At 70.0% G+C, this 18,094-nt stretch carries 16 protein-coding genes; 9 read left to right on the top strand and 7 right to left on the bottom strand.

Annotated features, from left to right (window positions below; translation table 11 throughout):
* On the top strand, positions 1-126 hold a 126-nt coding region (locus tag JK361_RS39695; RefSeq protein WP_201827891.1), incomplete at its 5' end, for a transposase.
* 288 nt (positions 127-414) lie between these two features.
* Complete coding sequence (locus tag JK361_RS39690; RefSeq protein ID WP_201827888.1) at positions 415-1,374, top strand: N-acetylmuramoyl-L-alanine amidase; 960 nt, start codon at positions 415-417, stop codon at positions 1,372-1,374.
* A 124-nt stretch (positions 1,375-1,498) separates the two neighbouring features.
* On the opposite strand, the gene JK361_RS39685 is transcribed toward JK361_RS39690, so the two are convergent.
* From JK361_RS39685 to JK361_RS39675, 3 genes are read right to left on the bottom strand one after another with little or no spacing between them, the layout of a single operon-like run.
* On the bottom strand, positions 1,499-3,847 hold the full coding sequence (locus tag JK361_RS39685; protein WP_201827885.1) for an ABC transporter permease: 2,349 nt from the start codon (positions 3,845-3,847) through the stop codon (positions 1,499-1,501).
* Positions 3,844-4,536 carry an ABC transporter ATP-binding protein gene (locus JK361_RS39680; RefSeq protein ID WP_201827881.1) on the bottom strand — a complete coding sequence of 231 codons (693 nt, stop codon included), beginning with the start codon at positions 4,534-4,536 and terminating at the stop codon, positions 3,844-3,846. The genes JK361_RS39685 and JK361_RS39680 overlap by 4 nt, the downstream gene beginning before the upstream one ends.
* A complete protein-coding gene (locus JK361_RS39675) occupies positions 4,533-5,057 on the bottom strand; it encodes a PadR family transcriptional regulator (protein WP_201827878.1) in 525 nt (174 codons plus the stop codon). Before JK361_RS39675 ends, JK361_RS39680 begins: the two co-directional genes overlap by 4 nt.
* A gap of 311 nt (positions 5,058-5,368) precedes the next feature.
* On the opposite strand from JK361_RS39675, the gene JK361_RS39670 reads away from it, so the two are divergent.
* From JK361_RS39670 to JK361_RS39650, 4 genes are all read left to right on the top strand, one after another.
* Complete coding sequence (locus JK361_RS39670) at positions 5,369-6,013, top strand: dihydrofolate reductase family protein (protein WP_201827875.1); 645 nt, start codon at positions 5,369-5,371, stop codon at positions 6,011-6,013.
* Positions 6,014-6,319: 306 nt separating this feature from the next.
* Positions 6,320-7,159, top strand: a complete 840-nt coding sequence (locus JK361_RS39665; protein ID WP_201827872.1) for an MBL fold metallo-hydrolase — start codon at positions 6,320-6,322, stop codon at positions 7,157-7,159.
* Positions 7,160-7,377: 218 nt separating this feature from the next.
* On the top strand, positions 7,378-9,789 hold the full coding sequence (locus tag JK361_RS39655) for an ADP-ribosyltransferase domain-containing protein (protein WP_236054632.1): 2,412 nt from the start codon (positions 7,378-7,380) through the stop codon (positions 9,787-9,789).
* A gap of 216 nt (positions 9,790-10,005) precedes the next feature.
* Positions 10,006-10,707, top strand: coding sequence for a bleomycin resistance protein (locus JK361_RS39650; protein WP_201827869.1), 702 nt, complete (start codon positions 10,006-10,008; stop codon positions 10,705-10,707).
* 326 nt (positions 10,708-11,033) lie between these two features.
* Here JK361_RS39650 and JK361_RS39645 read toward each other — a convergent pair whose 3' ends face one another.
* Both JK361_RS39645 and JK361_RS39640 read right to left on the bottom strand, forming a co-directional pair.
* On the bottom strand, positions 11,034-11,597 hold the full coding sequence (locus JK361_RS39645; RefSeq protein ID WP_201827866.1) for a dihydrofolate reductase family protein: 564 nt from the start codon (positions 11,595-11,597) through the stop codon (positions 11,034-11,036).
* Between the two features lie 283 nt (positions 11,598-11,880).
* A complete protein-coding gene (locus JK361_RS39640) occupies positions 11,881-12,378 on the bottom strand; it encodes a hypothetical protein (protein WP_201827864.1) in 498 nt (165 codons plus the stop codon).
* Positions 12,379-12,585: 207 nt separating this feature from the next.
* Between JK361_RS39640 and JK361_RS39635 the strand changes: the two genes are divergently transcribed.
* Positions 12,586-14,967 (top strand): hypothetical protein, encoded by a 2,382-nt coding sequence (locus JK361_RS39635; protein ID WP_201827861.1) that lies wholly within the window; start codon positions 12,586-12,588, stop codon positions 14,965-14,967.
* A gap of 446 nt (positions 14,968-15,413) precedes the next feature.
* Here JK361_RS39635 and JK361_RS39630 read toward each other — a convergent pair whose 3' ends face one another.
* Positions 15,414-15,554 (bottom strand): hypothetical protein, encoded by a 141-nt coding sequence (locus tag JK361_RS39630; protein WP_201827858.1) that lies wholly within the window; start codon positions 15,552-15,554, stop codon positions 15,414-15,416.
* On the opposite strand from JK361_RS39630, the gene JK361_RS39625 reads away from it, so the two are divergent.
* Entirely contained in the window at positions 15,553-15,744 is a 192-nt protein-coding gene (locus JK361_RS39625) for a hypothetical protein (RefSeq protein WP_201827856.1), read from the top strand. The two genes, JK361_RS39630 and JK361_RS39625, sit on opposite strands and share 2 nt — an antisense overlap.
* 246 nt (positions 15,745-15,990) lie before the next feature.
* Here the strand turns inward: JK361_RS39625 and JK361_RS39620 are convergent, their stop codons facing one another.
* A complete protein-coding gene (locus JK361_RS39620) occupies positions 15,991-16,743 on the bottom strand; it encodes an SDR family oxidoreductase (protein ID WP_201827853.1) in 753 nt (250 codons plus the stop codon).
* A 70-nt stretch (positions 16,744-16,813) separates the two neighbouring features.
* Here JK361_RS39620 and JK361_RS39615 point away from each other — a divergent pair, with 70 nt between their 5' ends.
* Positions 16,814-17,716, top strand: coding sequence for a LysR family transcriptional regulator (locus tag JK361_RS39615; RefSeq protein WP_201827850.1), 903 nt, complete (start codon positions 16,814-16,816; stop codon positions 17,714-17,716).
* Positions 17,717-18,094: the final 378 nt, after the last annotated feature.

The raw sequence follows: 18,094 nt of genomic DNA, 5'->3' as shown, positions 1-18,094 counted from the left end.
GGCCGGATCAACCGGATCGGATTGGACTCCGTGTTCTGGTCCCGCTCCTACTTCGCCGGGTCCTGCGGCGGTGCACCGCTGACCGTGATCAAGCAGTACATCGAAGGCCAGAAGCAGCCTGTCTGACCGTCACCCCGGAGCCGCAGAGAACTCCACCGCTTCGCGGCTCCGGGTCAAGGATGCATTCCCTCCCCGGCTGAAGCCGGGGATACCCTGCAAGATTAGGGATGGATGCCGGCGCCGAGGCGGCCGGGAGCCGTCTTCGTCGTCAGCCGCGAACGTCGGCCGGCGGGTCGGTGCAGGTGCCGTCCTCGGGCCACGTGGCGGTGCTCGGCGACGCCGTTCGGCTGATCGGCCGCGGTCTGTGCGGCAAGGCCGCCGTCCGCGACGGAGCCCGGACTCTACGGTGGCGGCGTGTCGTATCCAGACCCGGAGTTCGAATCCCCCGAGCGGCGTTCCGCCCGGCGCGGCCCGCTGCTCGTGGCACTCGCCGCGCTGGTGCCCGGCGCGCTGCTCGGCTGGATGGTGTACGAAGCGGTGGGCGGAGGTGGTTCGGGCGTTTCGCCGCGCGCGGGCGTCCCCGCCTCGGCGTTCTCGCGGACGTCCGCAGCGGCCTCCTCGCCGGTGCGGTCCGTGTCGGCGCCGTCCTTCGCCTCGCCCGGCGACGACGCCAAGGGGGCCGCCGGGGCGGGGGCCGGCCCGCTCGCGGGGAAGGTGATCGTCATCGATCCCGGGCACAACCAGGGCAACTTCCAGCACCCGGCCGAGATCAACCGTCAGGTGGACATCGGAACGAACTGGAAGGAGTGCGACGCCATCGGGACGTCCACGAAAGCCGGTTACACCGAGGCCGACTTCACCCTCGACGTGGCACACCGGCTGGGCGCCCTGCTGGAGCGGCAAGGTGCCACGGTGAAACTGACCCGCGACGGGGACACGCCCCCTTGGGGGCCGTGCGTGACCGAGCGGGCGCAGATCGGCAACGAGGCACACGCCGATGCCGCCATCTCGATCCACGCCGACGACTCGGCCGAGGGCGACCGCGGCTTCCATGTGATCCTCCCGGGAACGGTGCACGCCGGAGCCGCCGACACCCGCCCGATCGTCGGCCCGTCCCGCGACCTCGGCGCCCGCGTCGCCGGCTTCTTCCTGCGCGAGACCCGCGAGCCGCCGTCCAACTACGTGGGCGAGGGCACCGGGCTCGTCACGCGCACGGACCTCGGCGGCCTCAACTTGTCCACGGTCCCGAAGGTGTTCATCGAGTGCGGCAACATGCGTGACAGCAAGGACTCGGCACTGCTGGCCCACGGTGCCTGGCGGCAGAAGGCGGCGCAGGGGCTCTTCGAGGGCATCGCGGACTTCTTGAACCGATAGCCGCCCGCGCGAGGACTGCCAGGCAGGTGCGAAGAGCTCCTCGGCGATGCCGACCGGGCTCGTCCGTGTGCGGGGGTGGGCTCCTCCTGGCCGGAGGAGCCCACTCGGGGGATGTGTGACGGGGTTATTCCGTGCGCAGGCCTTCCGGGCGCATCATCCGCAGCAGCGGCGGCAGGCTGAGCAGCGTGACCACGCCGACCACGGCCGCGCCCACGCCGGTCATGGTCAGGACGCTCGCCCAGTCCATGGCCACCGGTGTACGGGTCATCTTCAGCAGCACCGAGCCGAGGGTGACACCCACCGTCGTGGCCAGTACGAGGCCGAGTCCGACCGGGAGGGCCGTCTGCCACAGCACCGACAGGCTCAGCGTGCGGCGCCGGGTGCCGAAGGCGACCAGCGCGGAGAGCAGCTTCCTGCGCTCGCGCAGCTGCTCCAGCTGGGAGACCAGCAGACTCGCGCCGATCAGTGCCAGCACGAAGGCGGAGCCGACGAACAGGCCGGTGCGGATGGAGGTGTACTTGGCGTCCTCCTCGGTCGCCGACCAGCTGTAGGCGCGTGCCAGGGGGTCGATCCGGGCAACGACGTTGCGTACGTACTCCCGTGCGTCCGGCACCGACGGGTCCAGACGCAGGTAGGCCCCGTCCGAGAACAACGCGGGCGCGGCCCTGGCGGGCAGGGCGGCGGGGGTGACCAGCAGGCTGTTGGCGTCCTGCAGTGAGTCCTTGCGCGCGTCCACCACCCGCACGTTCGCCGGGACGGTCCAGGGCACCTCGATGCCGCGTTCGGTGGCGTCGCCGTACGACGGGTCGATGTAGAGCTGCCGACCGGGCTTCACCACGGCGATTTCGTCGGCGTTGCCGGGGGTGGTGTAGTGGCTCCTCGTTCGCGTGACGAACACGTCGCCGTCCTTGCAGGAGGGCAGTGTGGCGAGTTCGCGCAGGGCGGTGCAGTCGCCCACGGTCAGGCCGTTGCTGTTCTTGGGGTCGCGACGCGCGTCTCCGTACTGCGAGACGGCCAGGGCGACTGCGGCCCGTACCCCCTTGGTGCCGGTGAATTCGCGTTCGACACCGGACAGCGGCTTGCGGTCGCTGAGGTCGACCTGCATCTGGACCCGGCCGGGGTTCTTGCCGGTGGCCTTGGTGTACTGGCTCTGCGTTCCCGTGAACAGCATCTGCAGGGCGATGGCCCCGGCCACGGCGACGGCGATGCCGTTGACCATGCGTACGGCGGTTCCGCTGCTCAGCTGCAGCCGCCGTACCGCGAGCTGCCAGGACAGCGCGCCCTTGCCGAGGCGGACGACGACCGCCTCCACGGCCCAGGGAAGCAGCGCGGTGATGCCGATCAGCAGCAGCAGCACGCCGCCGATGACGAGGTACTGGTTGAAGTCGCCGCTCCCCCGGCCCTTGCCGATCATCGGGTAGAGCATCGCGAGGCCGGCCAGCGGCGGCAGGAGCCGCCACCACAGCCGGCGGCGGCGCTGCTTGGCCGCGCGCACGACGCCGAGCGGTTCCACCACCACGCCGCGCATCGCGAGCAGCGTGACGAGTACGGCGGCGGCCGGGATCGCCACCGCGACCAGCGCGGCGAGCACGGGAGAGGGATCGAGGTAGCTGGGCCAGACGCTCACGCCCAGCAACTCGGTGGAGCCCAGCGTCTGACGGCCGAGGAGGAAGAAGCCGGTGCCGACGACCAGGCCGAGCAGGGCTCCGGCGAGTGCTTCGCCCGCCGCGATCCGCCGGGTCATGTGGCTGTCCGAGCCGACCAGGCGCAGCGCGGCCAGCCGGCGGTCGCGGCGCTCGCCGCCGAAGCGGACGGCGGCGGCGATGAACACGGCGACCGGGGTCAGCAGCACCACGAACACGACCAGGACCATGAGCAGCAGTACCGGGTCGGTCTTCTCGGGTGTCGCGTCCGGCTTGCCGTACCCGGTCAGCCGGTGCACCGGGGAGGAGTCCGTGAGTTTCAGCCCCGAGGCGCCCGCGTAGTAGGCCAGTTCGTGGGAGCCGATGAGTCCGCTCTCGCCGATCGTGCCGATGATCTTGTAGGGCAGCCGCTCCCGCAGCAGCTCGGCGCCGTCCGAGGCGAGCAGGTCCCCCAGCGCGGGAGAGACCACCATCTCGCCCTTGCCCGGGAAGCTGTCGACCCCCGGGGGCAGCGGCGCCCGCTCGCCCTCGGGCTCGACGAGCCGGCCGCGGACGTCGACGTCGTGCCAGACGGTGTCGGTGGCGGCGATCAGGAAGGTGTCGTCGGCCTTCGGCGGGACCTTGTCGGAGTACGTGTAGTCGTAGCGGGCGTCCTCCACCTTGTGGCGGGCGGCGAACACGTTGGGCAGGGCGGTGCACAGCAGGAGCAGTGCCACGCCGAGGCCGACGCCGACGGCGGTCAGCGTCATCCGGACCCAGCCCTCGCGTCCGCCGGTGACGGCGAAGCGGGCCCCCAGACCCAGGTCCCTGGCCCACTGCCTGGTGTTCATATGGCGCGCTCCATGTCGCGGGACCTGCCGTCGCGGACGACGATCTCGCGGTCGGAGTAGGCGGCCACGCGTGCCTCGTGGGTGACAAGGACGACGGCGGCGTTGGTGGAGCGGGCCGCTTCGGTCAGCAGTTCCATCACGCGTTCGCCGTTGAGGGAGTCGAGCGCGCCGGTGGGTTCGTCGGCGAACAGCAGGCGCGGTCCGGTGACCAGCGCGCGGGCCACGGCGACGCGCTGGCCCTGGCCGCCGGAGACCTCGCCGGGCCGCTTGGCCCCGAGGTCGTCGACCTCCAGGCGTTCCATCCAGCCGCGCGCGGTCCGCTCGGCGTCCTTGCGGGAGGAGCCGTTCAGCCGCAGCGGCAGGGCGACGTTCTCCACACAGGTCAGCTCGGGCACCAGCTGGCCGAACTGGAACACGAACCCGAACTCGGAGCGGCGCAGCGCGCTGCGCTGGGCATCGCTCATCTGCGTCAGTTCACGCCCGTTGTAGGTGATCGACCCGGAGTCGGGCGGCACGATCCCCGCGAGACAGTGCAGCAGTGTGGACTTGCCGGACCCGGAGGGGCCCATGACGGCGACGACCTCGCCCGGGTGGATGGAGAACTCGGCGCCGTCCAGCGCGTGGGTCGGGCCGTACGCCTTGCGCAGGTCGCGCGCGGTGAGCAGGGAACCGGGGGGAGGAGTCGTCATCGGGTCACGGCCTCACTGAGTTTGTCGAGTCGCGCGGCGGTCAGCTCCAGCCAGCGCAGGTCGGCTTCCAGGTGGAACAGGGCGTGGTCGCAGATCAGCTGGTCCGCGAGGTCGCCCTTGCGCTTGCGGTCGGTCAGGATCCGCATGCTGCGCAGGTGCTCGGCCCGCTGCGTGTCGAGGATCCCGGCGGCGTCGCGATGGGTGAGGAGCGCGAGGACGACCTTGGTGTAGAGGGTCGACTGGAGGTACTCCTCCGGCTTCTCCGGGGTCGCCAGCCACCGCTGTACGTCGGTGATCCCGGCGTCGGTGATCGCGTAGCGCTTGCGCTCGGGACCGCCGCCCGCCTCGATCCCGTCGACCTCGACGAGACCGTTCTTCAGCAGCCGGGACATCGTCGAATAGACCTGGCCGTAGTGCAGCGGCCGGTCGTGACCGAACTTCTCGTCGAAGGCCCGCTTGAGGTCGTAGCCGTGGCGCGGGCCGGCCTCCAGGAGCCCCAAAAGGGTGTGACCGATGGACATGCACAGCACTCTACACACCGTGTATACCTGGTGTGTATACACGGTGTGTGTAGGCCGTGGCGGGATGTACGGCAGTGCAGGTGACGGAGCCGGGAATGCGGAACCGGTCAGGCCGGCTTGAGAACGCATCTTGGAAGCCGCCGACCAGCGGGGCGGCTTCCTGAGGCGCCGTGGAAGAGGCGGTGGGCGCTGTCGATCCTGATGCGCCTCGGAAAAAAGTTGTGGGCCGCTGTCGATCCGGCCGCGTCCCGTTCGACGTCATGATGTGCGGCGGCTCGCCGCACGGTGACGCGACAACGTGACGAGGAACCGTGGGTCAACTGCTGAGAGTCATGAACTTCAACGTCTCGAGTGACGGAATCGGTGCCGGTGAGCACCAAAGCCTCAAGAGTCCGTTCGGCCTCGACCGTCCCGAGAGGCTGTTCGCCTGGGCCGGAGCCACGGCGAGCTGGCCCATGCGCACGGAGCCCGGCGGGAGCCGGGGCCTCGACGACCACTTCACGCGGGACTTCGCACGCGACATCGGTGCCGAGATCATGGGCCGCAACAAATTCGGTCCCCAGCGCGGGCCCTGGCAGGACCATGAGTGGCGCGGCTGGTGGGGAGAGGAGCCCCCGTTTTGCACACCGGTGTTCGTCATGACCCACCACACGCGTCCGTCGTTCACACTCTCCGACACCACGTTCCACTTCGTCGACGGCAGCCCGGCCACCGTCCTCGCACAGGCACGGGAAGCGGCACAGGGCAAGGACGTCCGGCTCGGCGGCGGGGTCACCACCATCCGGCAGTTCCTCGAGGCCGGCCTCGTCGACACCATGCACGTGGCGGTCTCGCCGGTAGAGCTCGGGTCCGGACTACGACTGTGGGAGTCCCCCGACGAACTGCTGGACCGGTTCCACCTGGAGGTCGTGCCCAGCCCGAGCGGCGTGACGCACCACCTGTTCTGGCGAAGGTGACACAAAGGCCCACTCGGGACCGGAGGCGGGGAGGTGCAACCGGCCTGCTCGCCATGGTGCGGGGGGGCGGGGTGCGGGGCTGTCGGACCGGCAGGCGGGTGCCGGCGCCCGGTTCACCGCCCGGGGGTTCCGTGAGGCCTTAAGGTGCGAAGGTTGCGGGCGGTCGTGACGCCGCGCGCCGCGTGATCGGCCGCCCCCTGTTCAGGGCCGGCGCGGTGTATGCGCCCCGGCATGAGGGGAACCCGGGGGCCGGCAACCAGACCGTGCCGACCTCAGACGGGCTGCGCCCGCCGGGCAGGAACCGGTATGACAGCCTTCGACGACGCCATCGACCTCCACTTCATCGGCAACGCCACGGTCCTGCTGCGGTTCGGCGCACTGGCCCTGCTAACGGACCCCAACCTCCTCCACCGGGGCGAGCGCGCCCACCTGGGATACGGACTGGTCAGCCGCAGGCTCACCGAACCCGCCCTCGACGCCGCGGACCTGCCCCGCCTGGACGGCGTCGTCCTCTCACACCTGCACGGTGACCACTGGGACCGCCGCGCCAGAAGCCACCTGGACCACTCGCTCCCGATCGTCACCACACCGCACGCCGCGCGCCGGCTGCGCACCCTGCAAGGGTTTCACCGGGCAGGAGGCCTGCGCACCTGGGAGAGCTGCACGCTGCGGCGCGGCACCGCACAGGTCCGCGTGACCTCGCTGCCCGGACGGCACGCCCTGCACCCCGTGCTGCGCCGCCTGCTGCCGCCCGTCATGGGCAGCATGCTGGAATTCGGCCCGGCCGCCGGGCCGGTGCTGCTGCGCTTGTACGTCTCGGGCGACACCCTGCTGTTCGACGGCCTGGAGGAGATCGCCCGCCGCTTCCCCGCCGCCGACCTGGCCGTCCTCCACCTGGGCGGCACGCAGCTGCCCGGCGGCTTCGTGGTGACCATGGACGGCGCGCAGGGAGCGGAACTCGCCCGGCGCCTGGCCCCCCGCCGGGTGCTGCCCGTGCACTACGACGACTACACCGTCTTCCGCTCACCGCTCGAGGACTTCCTGACCGAGGCGCGGCGGCTGGGACTCGACGAGCGGCTGCTGTCCTGCCCGCGGGGCCGGCACGCACGCCTGCTCCCGGGCAGCGACCGGCCCACCGTCGGCTGAGAGGCGGCGCACCACCACACGCGGCGCCACGCCATGCGACCGCGCCGGGGGCGAGGGCCCCGCCCGCGCGGGGAGCGGCGTGCCGCGACTGCGCTGCCGGGCACTCACCGACCGCGCTGCATGACGGCTGGTCACCGGGCCCTTGTGGGGGCTGCGTTGTCAGTGGTGGGCGATACGTTCGAGGTCTTGGAACCGCTGTTGCACGACAGGAGTGGACGATGACCGAGAGCACTGTGCTGCCCGCGCTCAGGGTGGTGCTGACGGACGTCAACGAGCGTGTGGTGGAGGCGTGGCGCGCCGCGTTCGCCGACACCCCCGGCATCGAGATCCGCAAGGGCTCGATCCTCGACGAGGACGTCGACGCCTGGGTCACCCCCACGAACTCCCGGGGCCGAATGGACGGCGGGGTCGACGCCGTCATCAAGCGGTACCTGGGATCCGGCATCCAGGTGCGCGTCCAGCGGGCGATCCGCGACCGGTTCGCCGGCCCCATGCCGGTGGGCAGCGCGGTCTGCGTCCCGTCCGGCGCGACCGTCCCCCGGTACCTGATATCGACGCCGACGATGGTGCGGTCCTCGCAGAACGTGAGCGCCACGCTGAACGTGGCGCTGGCGTGCGCGGCCGCTTTCCAGGCCGTCCACCGGCACAACCAGAAGAAGCCGGGCAGTATCCGGTCCGTGGCGCTGGTCGGGATGGGAGCGCAGACCGGCCAGGTGCCGGCCCGGGTGTGCGCCAATCTGATGTGGACCGGCTACACGCTCTTCCACGACCACTGGTTCGAGGACGACGACGAGCTGCGGTCCACGATCATCTCCCAGCTCCACGGGATCGAGAACGCGCCCGTCGACCAGCGGGTACGCATCGTGCCGCCGACGGCCGTCACGCCCGTCGCCCCCGCGCCGGCGCCGGCGCCGGCGCCCGAGACCGCCGCCCCCGCCCCCTCCCCTCCTTCTGCCACGACGAGCGAGGGCGCCTGCGCCGTGAGCGGATCGACGACCGGCGTCCCGGCTGCGGGCCAGCCGCCGAAGCCCCAGGGCGATGCGAACGACCCCCTCGCCCTGACCGAGCTCTTCGACGGCGGCGGGGAGGCCTGGCTCCCGCTGCTGAAGCCGGTCATCGAAGCGCAGCCGGACGCCGCACGGTTCATCGGGAAGGGCCGCAGCCATGAGGTGGTCCCGGTCCGCGAGCTGACGTTCCAGGCACTCAAGCCGAACCCGCCGCACAAGTGGAAGGTCGTGGTCTTCGGCCAGAACCCGTACCCGCGGCCGGAGAGCGCCACCGGCATAGCCATGTTCGACAACACCTTCAGCGACTGGAAGGACAGCCAGTTCGGCCGGGTCGTCAGCATCCGGTGCCTCATCAAGGCGGCGGCGATGTGGAAGTACGGCATCGCCAAGAAGACCCCGATCGCCGACGTGCGGGCGCTGCTGAAGGAGCGGGACACGGTCCAGCCGCCGGAGTGGTTCCAGGCGATGCTGACGCAGGGTGTGCTCCTGCTGAACGCGTCGCTGACCGCGAGCGGCGACGGGGCGATGGGTGCCGACCAGCACACGGCGTTCTGGCGGCCGGTCGCCGAGCGGATCGTCGAGGAGATCCTCAAGGCCAAGCAGGACGCGGCCGAGGAGGACCGCGGGGTCGTGTTCGCGTGGTGGGGGGCGCACGCCCGCAGCCTGAAGCGGGTCGTCCTGCGGCTCCAGCAGAAGTACCCGGACGTCGAGGTCCGTCACCTCGACCACGCGAACCCGGCGGCACAGGGCGACATCTTCTGCGAGGGCGACCACTTCGCCCAGGTCAACGACGCCCTGGCCTCGCTGGGCGCCGACCGCATCGACTGGCTGCCGAGCAAGGGGTGGAACGTGCCGGCGGCCGGCGTGGGCGGTGCGGACGGGGGTGTCTCGGCGCGCATGGGCGCTTTCATCGAGTCGACCATGAACCTGCACCAGCTGTACCTGGAGCGCCTCACCAGCGTCAAGGACGAGGGCCTGGTCCTGCCCGCGATCACCGGTGTCTTCGACACGCCGCTGATGGACTTCCAGGGCGCCGTCGCCCCGGTCTCCGCGGCACTGTCCGGACTCACCGGGCACATCCGGCGCTCCCACGACTTCGGCAAGCGGCGTGCGGACCAGGCGGCCGGCGGCGGCCTGTCCGCCGACGCGATCGCCGCGCTCCACCTCTACACCTGTGAGTCGGCCTTCTACCGCGAGATCAACAGCGTTCTGCGCTCCCCCGACCGCACCAGGGTCACGCCCTACCTGCCGTACCTGCGGCTGCTGTTCTCGGCGGTCTCGGAACTGCCGTCCTACACGCAGCCGTTGTGGCGCGGGGTGTCGCTGGATCTTCGGGCGCAGTATCCGGTGGGCCGGACGGTGACCTGGTGGGGCGTCTCCTCGTGTACCTCCGAGCTGAAGGTGGCCAGGGCGTTCTTGGGCAGTCGCGGCAAGCGGACCCTCTTCGAGGTGACGCCTGCCCGGGCGGTCGGGATCAAGCGCTTCTCCGCCTTCACCGGCGAGGAGGAATACATCCTCACCCCGGGTACCCAGCTCAAGGTGACGGAGGTGAAGAGCGAGCCCCGCGGGCTGTGCACGGTCCGGCTGAGCGAGGTCACGGACGTCGCTCCCGCGGTGTCCTGAACCGCCCTCCGTTCCACGGTGGCGGTCACCGAACACACATACCCCGCTGCAGCCACCTTCGCCGCGCCGCCCTCACGCGGCCCGGCCGGGACGAGGCCAGCCGACGCCTGCCTCGTCCCCACCGACTGGCGACACCCCCTGGCTGGCGGCGGTGGTTTGGCGCCCACGGCACCGATACCCCTCCCCCGCTATTCAATTTTGACTAGAGTGGGTGGGGTGAGCGAGAAGACGATTCCGATCCTGCCGTGTCGGACCATCCGGCCGGTTCTCGACTTCTACACGACCCTTGGCTTCGAGGTGACCTTCCAGCAGAAGAGCCCCAATCCTTACGCAGTCGTCCAGCACGGCGGCATACAGCTCCACTTCTTCGGGATGAAGCACTACGAGCCGGCCGATTCCTTCAGCACGTGCATCGTCCAGACCGATGACGTCGACGGGCTGCACGAGACCTTTCGGACCAGGCTGAAGGCGGCGTACGGGCGAGTACCGAACCGCGGGCTGCCGCGATTCGGGCAGCTGAAGAACACGTCACACGGCGTGCGGCAGTTCCTCATGACCGATCCGGGCGGCAACTGCATCCGCATAGGGCAGCGGACGAGCGACAACCAGCACCACCGACCCGCCCCCGACGAGACCTTCGCCCGGGCCCTGCACTACGCCTCCCTCCTCGCCGACTCCAAGGAGGACCTGGCGGGCGCCGCGAAGATCATCGACCGGGCGCTGCACCTACAGGACGAGCGGCCCACGCCTGTGCAACTGCTGCGGCTCCTCGTACTGCGGGCCGACGTCGCCACTCGTGCCGGCGACGAAGAAACCGCGAGGTCCGCGATCGCCGCGGCCACCGCAGTCCACCTCACCTCGAAGGAGCAGGAGGCCGTGCACGACGACCTCGAGCGCCTCACGCAGTTGCCGGGCTGAAGATTCGCGCATGTTCAGGGGCGTTGGGATCCATGCTGCTGGTCAGTGATGGCGTCCTGGGGCGGGCGCTTGGGCGTGACGCGCGGCCGTGCGCCACTGTCCCGGCGCCTGATGCGTGAAGGGCAGCGTGACATCGCCGGGACGACAATTTTCAGCATCGTTTGCACGATCTTGCTGCGATCGGTGGCGGACGAGTGCGCGCCTCGCCAATCCTTGACGAGGCGCCTGGGTGCTCCTCGTCAAGTCTCATGGCGGGCGGGCATCCGGACGGGGAGGGCGACCGTGCCTTATATGGCCTTCCAGTCCGGCGAACCTGTGCAGTCGCACTAACGCGCCACGCGGTGGCGGAGGTAGACGAATCGTGAGCTGAAGGTGCGGGTCTCGACGAGTTCGAGATCCACCCGGCGCTCGTGCCGGGGGAAGAACGGGATGCCGCCGCCGACCAGCACCGGGTAGACCACGGTCCGATACTCGTCGATCAGGCCCGATGCGGCCGCTTCGGCGGCGAGGGTCGCGCCGCCGATCGCGATGTCGCCCTCCCCCGGCTCGGCTCGCAACCGCTCGATCTCCTCCGCCAGACCGCCGGAGGCCAGGCGGGCATGGCCCCGCACCGCCGGCAGCGTGGTGGAGAACACCACCTTGGGGAGCGGCTTCCAGAGCGCGGCCCACTCGAGCATGGAGTCGTCGAGCGAAGGATCCTGATCGGCGCTCTCCCAGTACAGCATCGTCTCGTACAGGCGTCGCCCCAGCAGGTGGACGCCGACCTCTCGGATCTCGTCGATCCAGAAGCGGAACACCTCCTCGTCGGGCGCCGTCCAGTCGAAGTGGCCGTCCGGCCCGACGATGTAGCCGTCGAGCGAGACGCTCATCGAATAGGTCACGCTGCGCATCAGAAGGCCTCCTCCGTGGTTCGACAGTAAGACCGCCGGGCGCCGCGGGACTCCTCGCGGCTCGCGGAATTACGGGCGGTCGCCTCACGGGATCCGGGCCGAGTCGCCTCACGGGATCATTTCGTCCGGAAAACCTCACTGCGTGGATCGAGACCTGCGGGCGGCGCAACACCATCGAGTGGTGCCGCGGCCGTACGAAGCGGGGTATGGCCCTCGTCTACGGCTTCGGCCGGATCGTCACTGCCGGTCGTGCCGGTGAGCCGGGCAGGGAGGGGCTTGCCGGTCACCGGTCCCGGGGCTGGTAGCGGGTGAGGGTGTCGCGGAGGCGGTGATCGGGGCCGCGCAGGAACAGGGCGTCCAGTTCGTGGGCGGGGACGGTGAGGGGGCGGCCGTCTTCGTCCGGGTCGTCGTCGGCCGGTGGGTACTCGTCGGCGCGGTCGGAGGGGACGGTGACGTAGGGCTGATCGTTCCCGAGGCCTTGGGGGTCGGGTTCGGGCCGGCACTGCCACTGCGCGCCGTGGTGGCGGATGTGGACTTCCCCGAGGTACCAGGCGGCGAGGGTGACGAGCTGGGTGTCATGTGCCGCGGTGATGTCCTCGTAGGAGGTGAACCGGCGGCGCAGCAGGTCTTCGAGCCGGTCAAGGGATTCGACGCTGAAGTCCCATCCGCCCCTGTCGAACGGGGAGCACGTTGCGAACGAGGCGGCTTGTGCGGCGGTCCAGGCGTTCAGCCGCGGGTTGTCCGCCCACTCCTTCTCATCCATGCGCTGCTGTTCCTCCATGGAGGTGACCCTAGCGCGGCACCGGAACCTGCTTGTAATGGTCGTGTGTACATGCCGAGGCGACGCCGGGACATGCGTCACTTTCCCTGCAGACGGCGGAAGTTGAGCATCTAGGGTGGTGCAACCTGTGTGCCACCCATGACTACGGGGGCCCTGGCGGCGCACGGGACCCGTCCCCACTGGGCCCTTGGGGAAGACCTGCTTCACATGAAGTACCAGATAAGAACCGGCCACCTGCGCGTCTGGACCAGGAGCGCCGTCGCGTTCGCCTGCACCGCCGTTCTCGCCACCGGGGCGCTTCCGGCGCTGAACGGCACTGCCGTGGCGAAGGAGAAGCCGCTGTCGCCGGGGAAGCGGTGCGACGAGCTGTACGGGCTGAGGAACGTGCGCCCCGGCCGTCTCCCGACCGGTGACACCAGCCGTCCGAAGTCGCAGTGGGACGAGTTCGACTACACCAACCCCGGCAAGCAGTACGACGGCCTGGAGCTGCCCGCCGACCCGGCCGAACGCGCCGCGTTCCTGAAGAAGGTCGGCACCGACCCCGACGCCTACGGCAAGGGCGACCCGCGGCGCGTGTACGCGTACTACGCCAAGGAGATCGCCAGGCCGGGCAGCAAGTGGACGACGGACTGGGAGGGTTGGCGGGACGGCAAGTACATCCCGCAGTCCGGCCACGACCCGCGGGGCAAGGCGTTCGAAGCCAAGGTCGTCAAGGACTTCGGCCTGGTCGGGCCTGACTGGATCTGCCAGAAGGAGATCAAGGTCCGGGACCCGAAGACCGGCACGGTCCACCGCCGGATCCTGGACGCGATCAACAAGAAGACCCGCGAAATCGTGGAGATCAAGTCCAACAACAAGCCGGAGGACAGCCAGAAGCCCAAGGACCTGGCACTGTCCAGGAACGAGAGCTGGAAGAGGTCCGGCTACAAGATCCGGTTCGTCTTCGCCGAGGAACGCGGCCGCAACGGCCAGAAGTTCTTCAACGAGATGCGCCAGAACCTGGGCAAGGACGCCCTCGGCCGCGAACGCGTCACGATCCACGAGCACCGTTCCAACGCCGTCGAGAAGGCGCCGGCAAAGGCCAACAACAGCCCTTACCGGTACAACGCCCCCTACATGAACGCCGATCCGTCGAAGAACAGCGGGTCGCGTGGCGGCGCGGTGGACCAGATCAAGCAGTCCAAGCCGACCCCGAAGGACATGGCTGACTTCCTCAAGCGCCGTGAACAGGCGTCCGGGGGCCGCTTCCCCAAGGGGCCGGGGGGCATCGACTTCACCTCCCTGGACCTGAAGTACGTCGGAAAGCCGGTCAGGGGCGAGGGCCTGGACTACGCGTTCTCCGCGAAGAAGGCCCCGGGCGAGTCCGGCGGCTGGGGCGGCAAGGAGAAGGCGCAGATGATCTCCGACGCCTTCTTCACCTGGCTGGCCCTGACCCCGGACAAGTTCTGGGTGAACCTCAACCCGGACACCCCCGGCACGATCATGGACGACAAGTTCGCCTCCACCGACGCCGGTCGCGTCCTGCTGGAAGCCGACCTCCAGCTCAAGCACGACTTCTACAAGGCGATGGACCCCAAGACCGATGTCGGCAAGGCCGCCTGGGACGGCCTCGCCAAGGTCAACGGCTGGCCATGCCTGCACTCCGGCCGCAACTGGATCGAGCCGAAGACCGCGAAGGTCCGTGAACAGGACGGCGGGATCTACATCCTCGACGCCCCCCTCAAGCTCCAGTCCGAGTACGCCGACGTCAACACCCCCGGCCCCGGCGGCGGGGAGTCCTGCCAGGATCAGCTGAGCAGGGAAGAGATCGAGCACAACGAACGCGTCCTGAGGCGCACGGTGGTCCCCGAAGTCGAAAAGTGGATCAACACCAAGCCGGAGTACGCCGACCTGCGCCGCGTCTACACCGCCCGGGTCGCCGCGGAATGGATCCGGCAGCAGGACGCCCGGCAGCCCACCGACTACCGCAAGATCATCAACAGCAACGACGTCAAGCGGTGGCCGCTGCGGGCGCCCCACCAGGGCTGGAAGAAGACCGACGTCTTCAACAGGTACGTCAAGATCTTCAAGGAAGGCGAGTTCAAGTACGAGCTGACCAAGGGCGAAGAAGTCTGGGTCATCACCGTCGGCGGAGTCGACTTCTCCAAGCAGCCCAAGCGCAACATCACGCGTCTGCAGTTCCGCGCGGAGAACCCCTACACACCGCGCACGAAGGACACGGCGGTCAAGGCCGCGACCGACGATGCGGACCATGACGGCATGCTGATGCTCGGCGGGAACAGCGCGGGCAAGAGCGACGACGGTGGCGACACGCCCACCCCGACACCCACGCCGACACACACGGCGACGCCGACACCGACGTCGACCGGCGGGGGAGGGCCGACGCCGACCGACAACCCGCCGGCACCGGCGCCCAGCCCCTCCCGGGCCGGCGACGGCGACAAACCCCCCGCCGACCCTGACGGCGACCTCGCCGACACCGGATCCAGCGCCCCCGTCGGCCTGATCGCAGGCATCGCCACCGCAGCGCTCGCCGCCGGCGCGGCCATGGTGTGGTGGATGCGCCGACGACACACCGGCAGCAGCTAGGGCGGCCTGCGCTCACAGCGGCGCTTGGGCAACCGACGGCCCCGCCCCCCTCACCGGGGTGCGGGGCCGTCGCGCTGAGCCATTGCAACGTGGTGGCAGGAAAGGCCAGTTGGGCTGACAGACGGGTGAAGCCCTGCCGCAAGGACCATGGCCAGGTTGCCATGAGCCCGGCGGGTTGTTCGCGGTCATCGCTGCGCCGTATCCAGAAACGGCACATAGATGCCTCTTTTCACTCGAATAGTTCAAGTGCGCATGACGTCGGCATATCCAGCCGGACAGACTCGCAGTGCAGGCGCCCACCCCTGGGCGCGAAAAGCGAGGAGAACGCGCGATGTCGGACACCGACCAGAAGATGATCGAAGCTCTCATGGCGAAGAACAGGGAGCTGCAGGAAGAGAACGACAGGCTGAAGAGGCAGGTGGGCAACGGGTCCACGGTACGCCGGCTCAGCCGAGCGGGCCGAAGGCGACCATTCTGACCACTTCGGATGGGTCCGGCAGGCTGTCGAGCCTGATATCGGACTCGGTCACCGCAAACCTCACGGACGAGGACGGCGAGCCCGTCAAGGGCGAGAGAATCGTCTTCATGATCAACAACAAGGCGGCCGGTACCGCCATCACCGACGCCAACGGCGATGCGGTGCTGCACACCAAGCAGTACGCCGGAGATCCTCAGGCATGGGTCCAGGCGCTCGGTGGCGGCTACACGGCCGAGTACAAGGGCTCCAAGAACTACAAGCCCTCCAAGGCCTACGGCGGTGCCGGAGTCTCCGTCTGAGGCTTCAGACCCCGGCCCGAGACCGGACGCGCCGGCCCCGAGATCGAACCGGGTAACTCTGCCGACCGGGTAGGACGCCCCTGCGGCCGCTGGGTCGGCAGGCAGGTCGTGTCGGCTCGGGCCGATCCGGACCGTTTGGGAAGACCACACGGACCTGCCCGCCCCAGGGCCCCAGGCCACTGGGCGGGGTGTGGTCTTCCGAAGACCGGGCCGGGGAACGCGTCGGATGGAGAATCCCCGGCCGGTTCACCAGGGTGCCGGGCCCTCGTCGTCGGTGAAGGTGCCGGTCGGTCCGTCGGCGCCGATGGTGGCCATCCGGACGGCGGCCACCGCGCCTTCGGCCGGCGTGCGGTGGCCGCGGTGGCCGTTCAGGTCGGTGGCGACGTAGCCGGGGCAGACGGCGTTGACCTTGATGTCCTCGGCCAGCAGGTCCCAAGCGTATTGCAGGGTGAGCGCCGTCAGCGCCGTCTTCGAGGTGGCGTACCCGGCGGAGACCGGCATCAGCGGCGGTCCGTCGGTGCCTTTCAGGTCTGCGTTGATGGTGAGCGAGCCCACCGAACTGGACACGTTGACGATCCGCGGCGAGGCCGATCGGCGCAGCAGCGGCAGCATCGCGTTGGTGACGGCGATCACCCCGAAGTAGTTGGTCTCGAAGACGGCGCGCAGGACGTCCATGTCCGCCGTGCTCGGGCGCTGGTCGCCCGGGTCGCTGCCCGGAGGAACGCTGATACCGGCGTTGTTGACCAGGGCGTCGAGCCTGCCGTAGCGGGATTCGATCTCGGCGGCGGCCGCGGCGGCCGAGTCCGGGTCTGTCACGTCGAGCATGACCGAAGTCGCATCAGCACCGCTCTCCCGCAGTTCGGTGGCGGCCTTCCGGCCGAGTTCGGTATCGCGGGCGCCGACGACGACGCTGTGGCCCAGGGCTCCGAGCTGGGCGGCGATCTGGCGGCCGATGCCCTTGTTCGCGCCGGTCACCAGGGTGATCATGGTTTCGTTCATGGGTCCAGCACACCACCGCACCGAGCGCGCCGGCCAACACCCGTAGCGTCTCGAACGATACCTTGCGGGTATGGATGTGCCGGAGACGCGTGAGCTCGCCTACTTCGTCGCCGTCGCCGAGGAACTGCACTTCGGCCGCGCCGCACAGCGCCTGGGCATGGCACAACCGCCGCTGTCCCGCGCCATCGCCCGGCTGGAGCGACGCATGGGCGTGCAACTGCTGGCACGCACCAGCCGATCGGTGCGGCTCACCGGCGCCGGCCAGGTCTTCCTGACCGAGAGCCGCAAGGCACTGGACGCGGTCACGGCGTCGGTCCGGCGTGCACAGCGGGCGGCACGGACCGATCCGAAGCTCACACTGGCCATGAAGCCCAACGGGGATGCGGGACTGCTGGAGTCGATCCTGCAGCACTACCGCCGCGATCCGGACGCCGTCGCCATCGAGGTGATCGTCTGCGGCATCGGGGAGCAGGCTCCGATGCTGCGCGACGGCAGGGCCGACGTCGCGTTCCTGACCGCGCCCTACGACGACCTCGCGGGCTTCGACACCGAACCGCTGCTGACCCAGGACCAGATGGCCGTGCTCCCCCGGGCCCACCGGCTCGCCGGCCGCGCCGCCTTGACGCTCGCCGACCTGGCCGGCGAACCGCTGCCCCGATGGCCCGGTGACGAGGCGGACGCCACCGATGGCCGTCAGCCCGAGGTGCGTGACATCTCGCAGGTGATGCAGCTGGTCGCGCTGGGCCAGGTGGTCGCGGTCCTGCCCGAGTCGGTGCGCCGGCGCGCCTGGCCCGACGTGGCGTGCGTGCCGCTGCTCGACGCGCCGCCCACCACGGTCGTCTTCGCCTGGCCGGAGCGGACGACATCACGGGCGGTGGCCGCGCTGATCCGCGCCGGTGCGGAGGCGGCGGAGGTGGCCGGAGCGGGCGCGGTGCGTCGAGGTGAGATCGGGTATCAGGACACGCTGACGTGAACCGGGCACGCTGCCGACGGGCCGGGGAGCAACAGTGCGCGCAGCGCACCGTGACGCGAGAGCGGCCGCGCGGGCCGGGTCCGCGCGACTACAACCTGGGCCCGCCCGGCCTTCCCCGCCCTGCCTTGTCCGGGATATCACGGCAGCATCTTGGCGAACTCTTCGCCGAGCCCAGGGCCGTGAGGACGTCCCCGAGGTCCGGGCCGCGATAAGGACCCCGGCGCGTCTCCGCCCTCGTCCGTTCCCGTTGCGCCCTGCGCCACTGCCCCGCGGTCCACGCCAGGACCACCGTCAGCAGATAGACCGCCAGGCCCGCGGGGCCGCCCGCCGTGAACGCCGTTGGCGCCGGCGTGACGCACGTAGATGTCGTAGCCATAG

Origin of the sequence: Streptomyces musisoli, from assembly GCF_016741855.1 — a bacterium.
In the GTDB taxonomy this organism is placed as follows: Bacteria; Actinomycetota; Actinomycetes; order Streptomycetales; family Streptomycetaceae; genus Streptomyces; species Streptomyces musisoli.
Note: the sequence above shows the minus strand (reverse complement) of the source record. Positions and strands in the feature narration are given on the sequence as shown.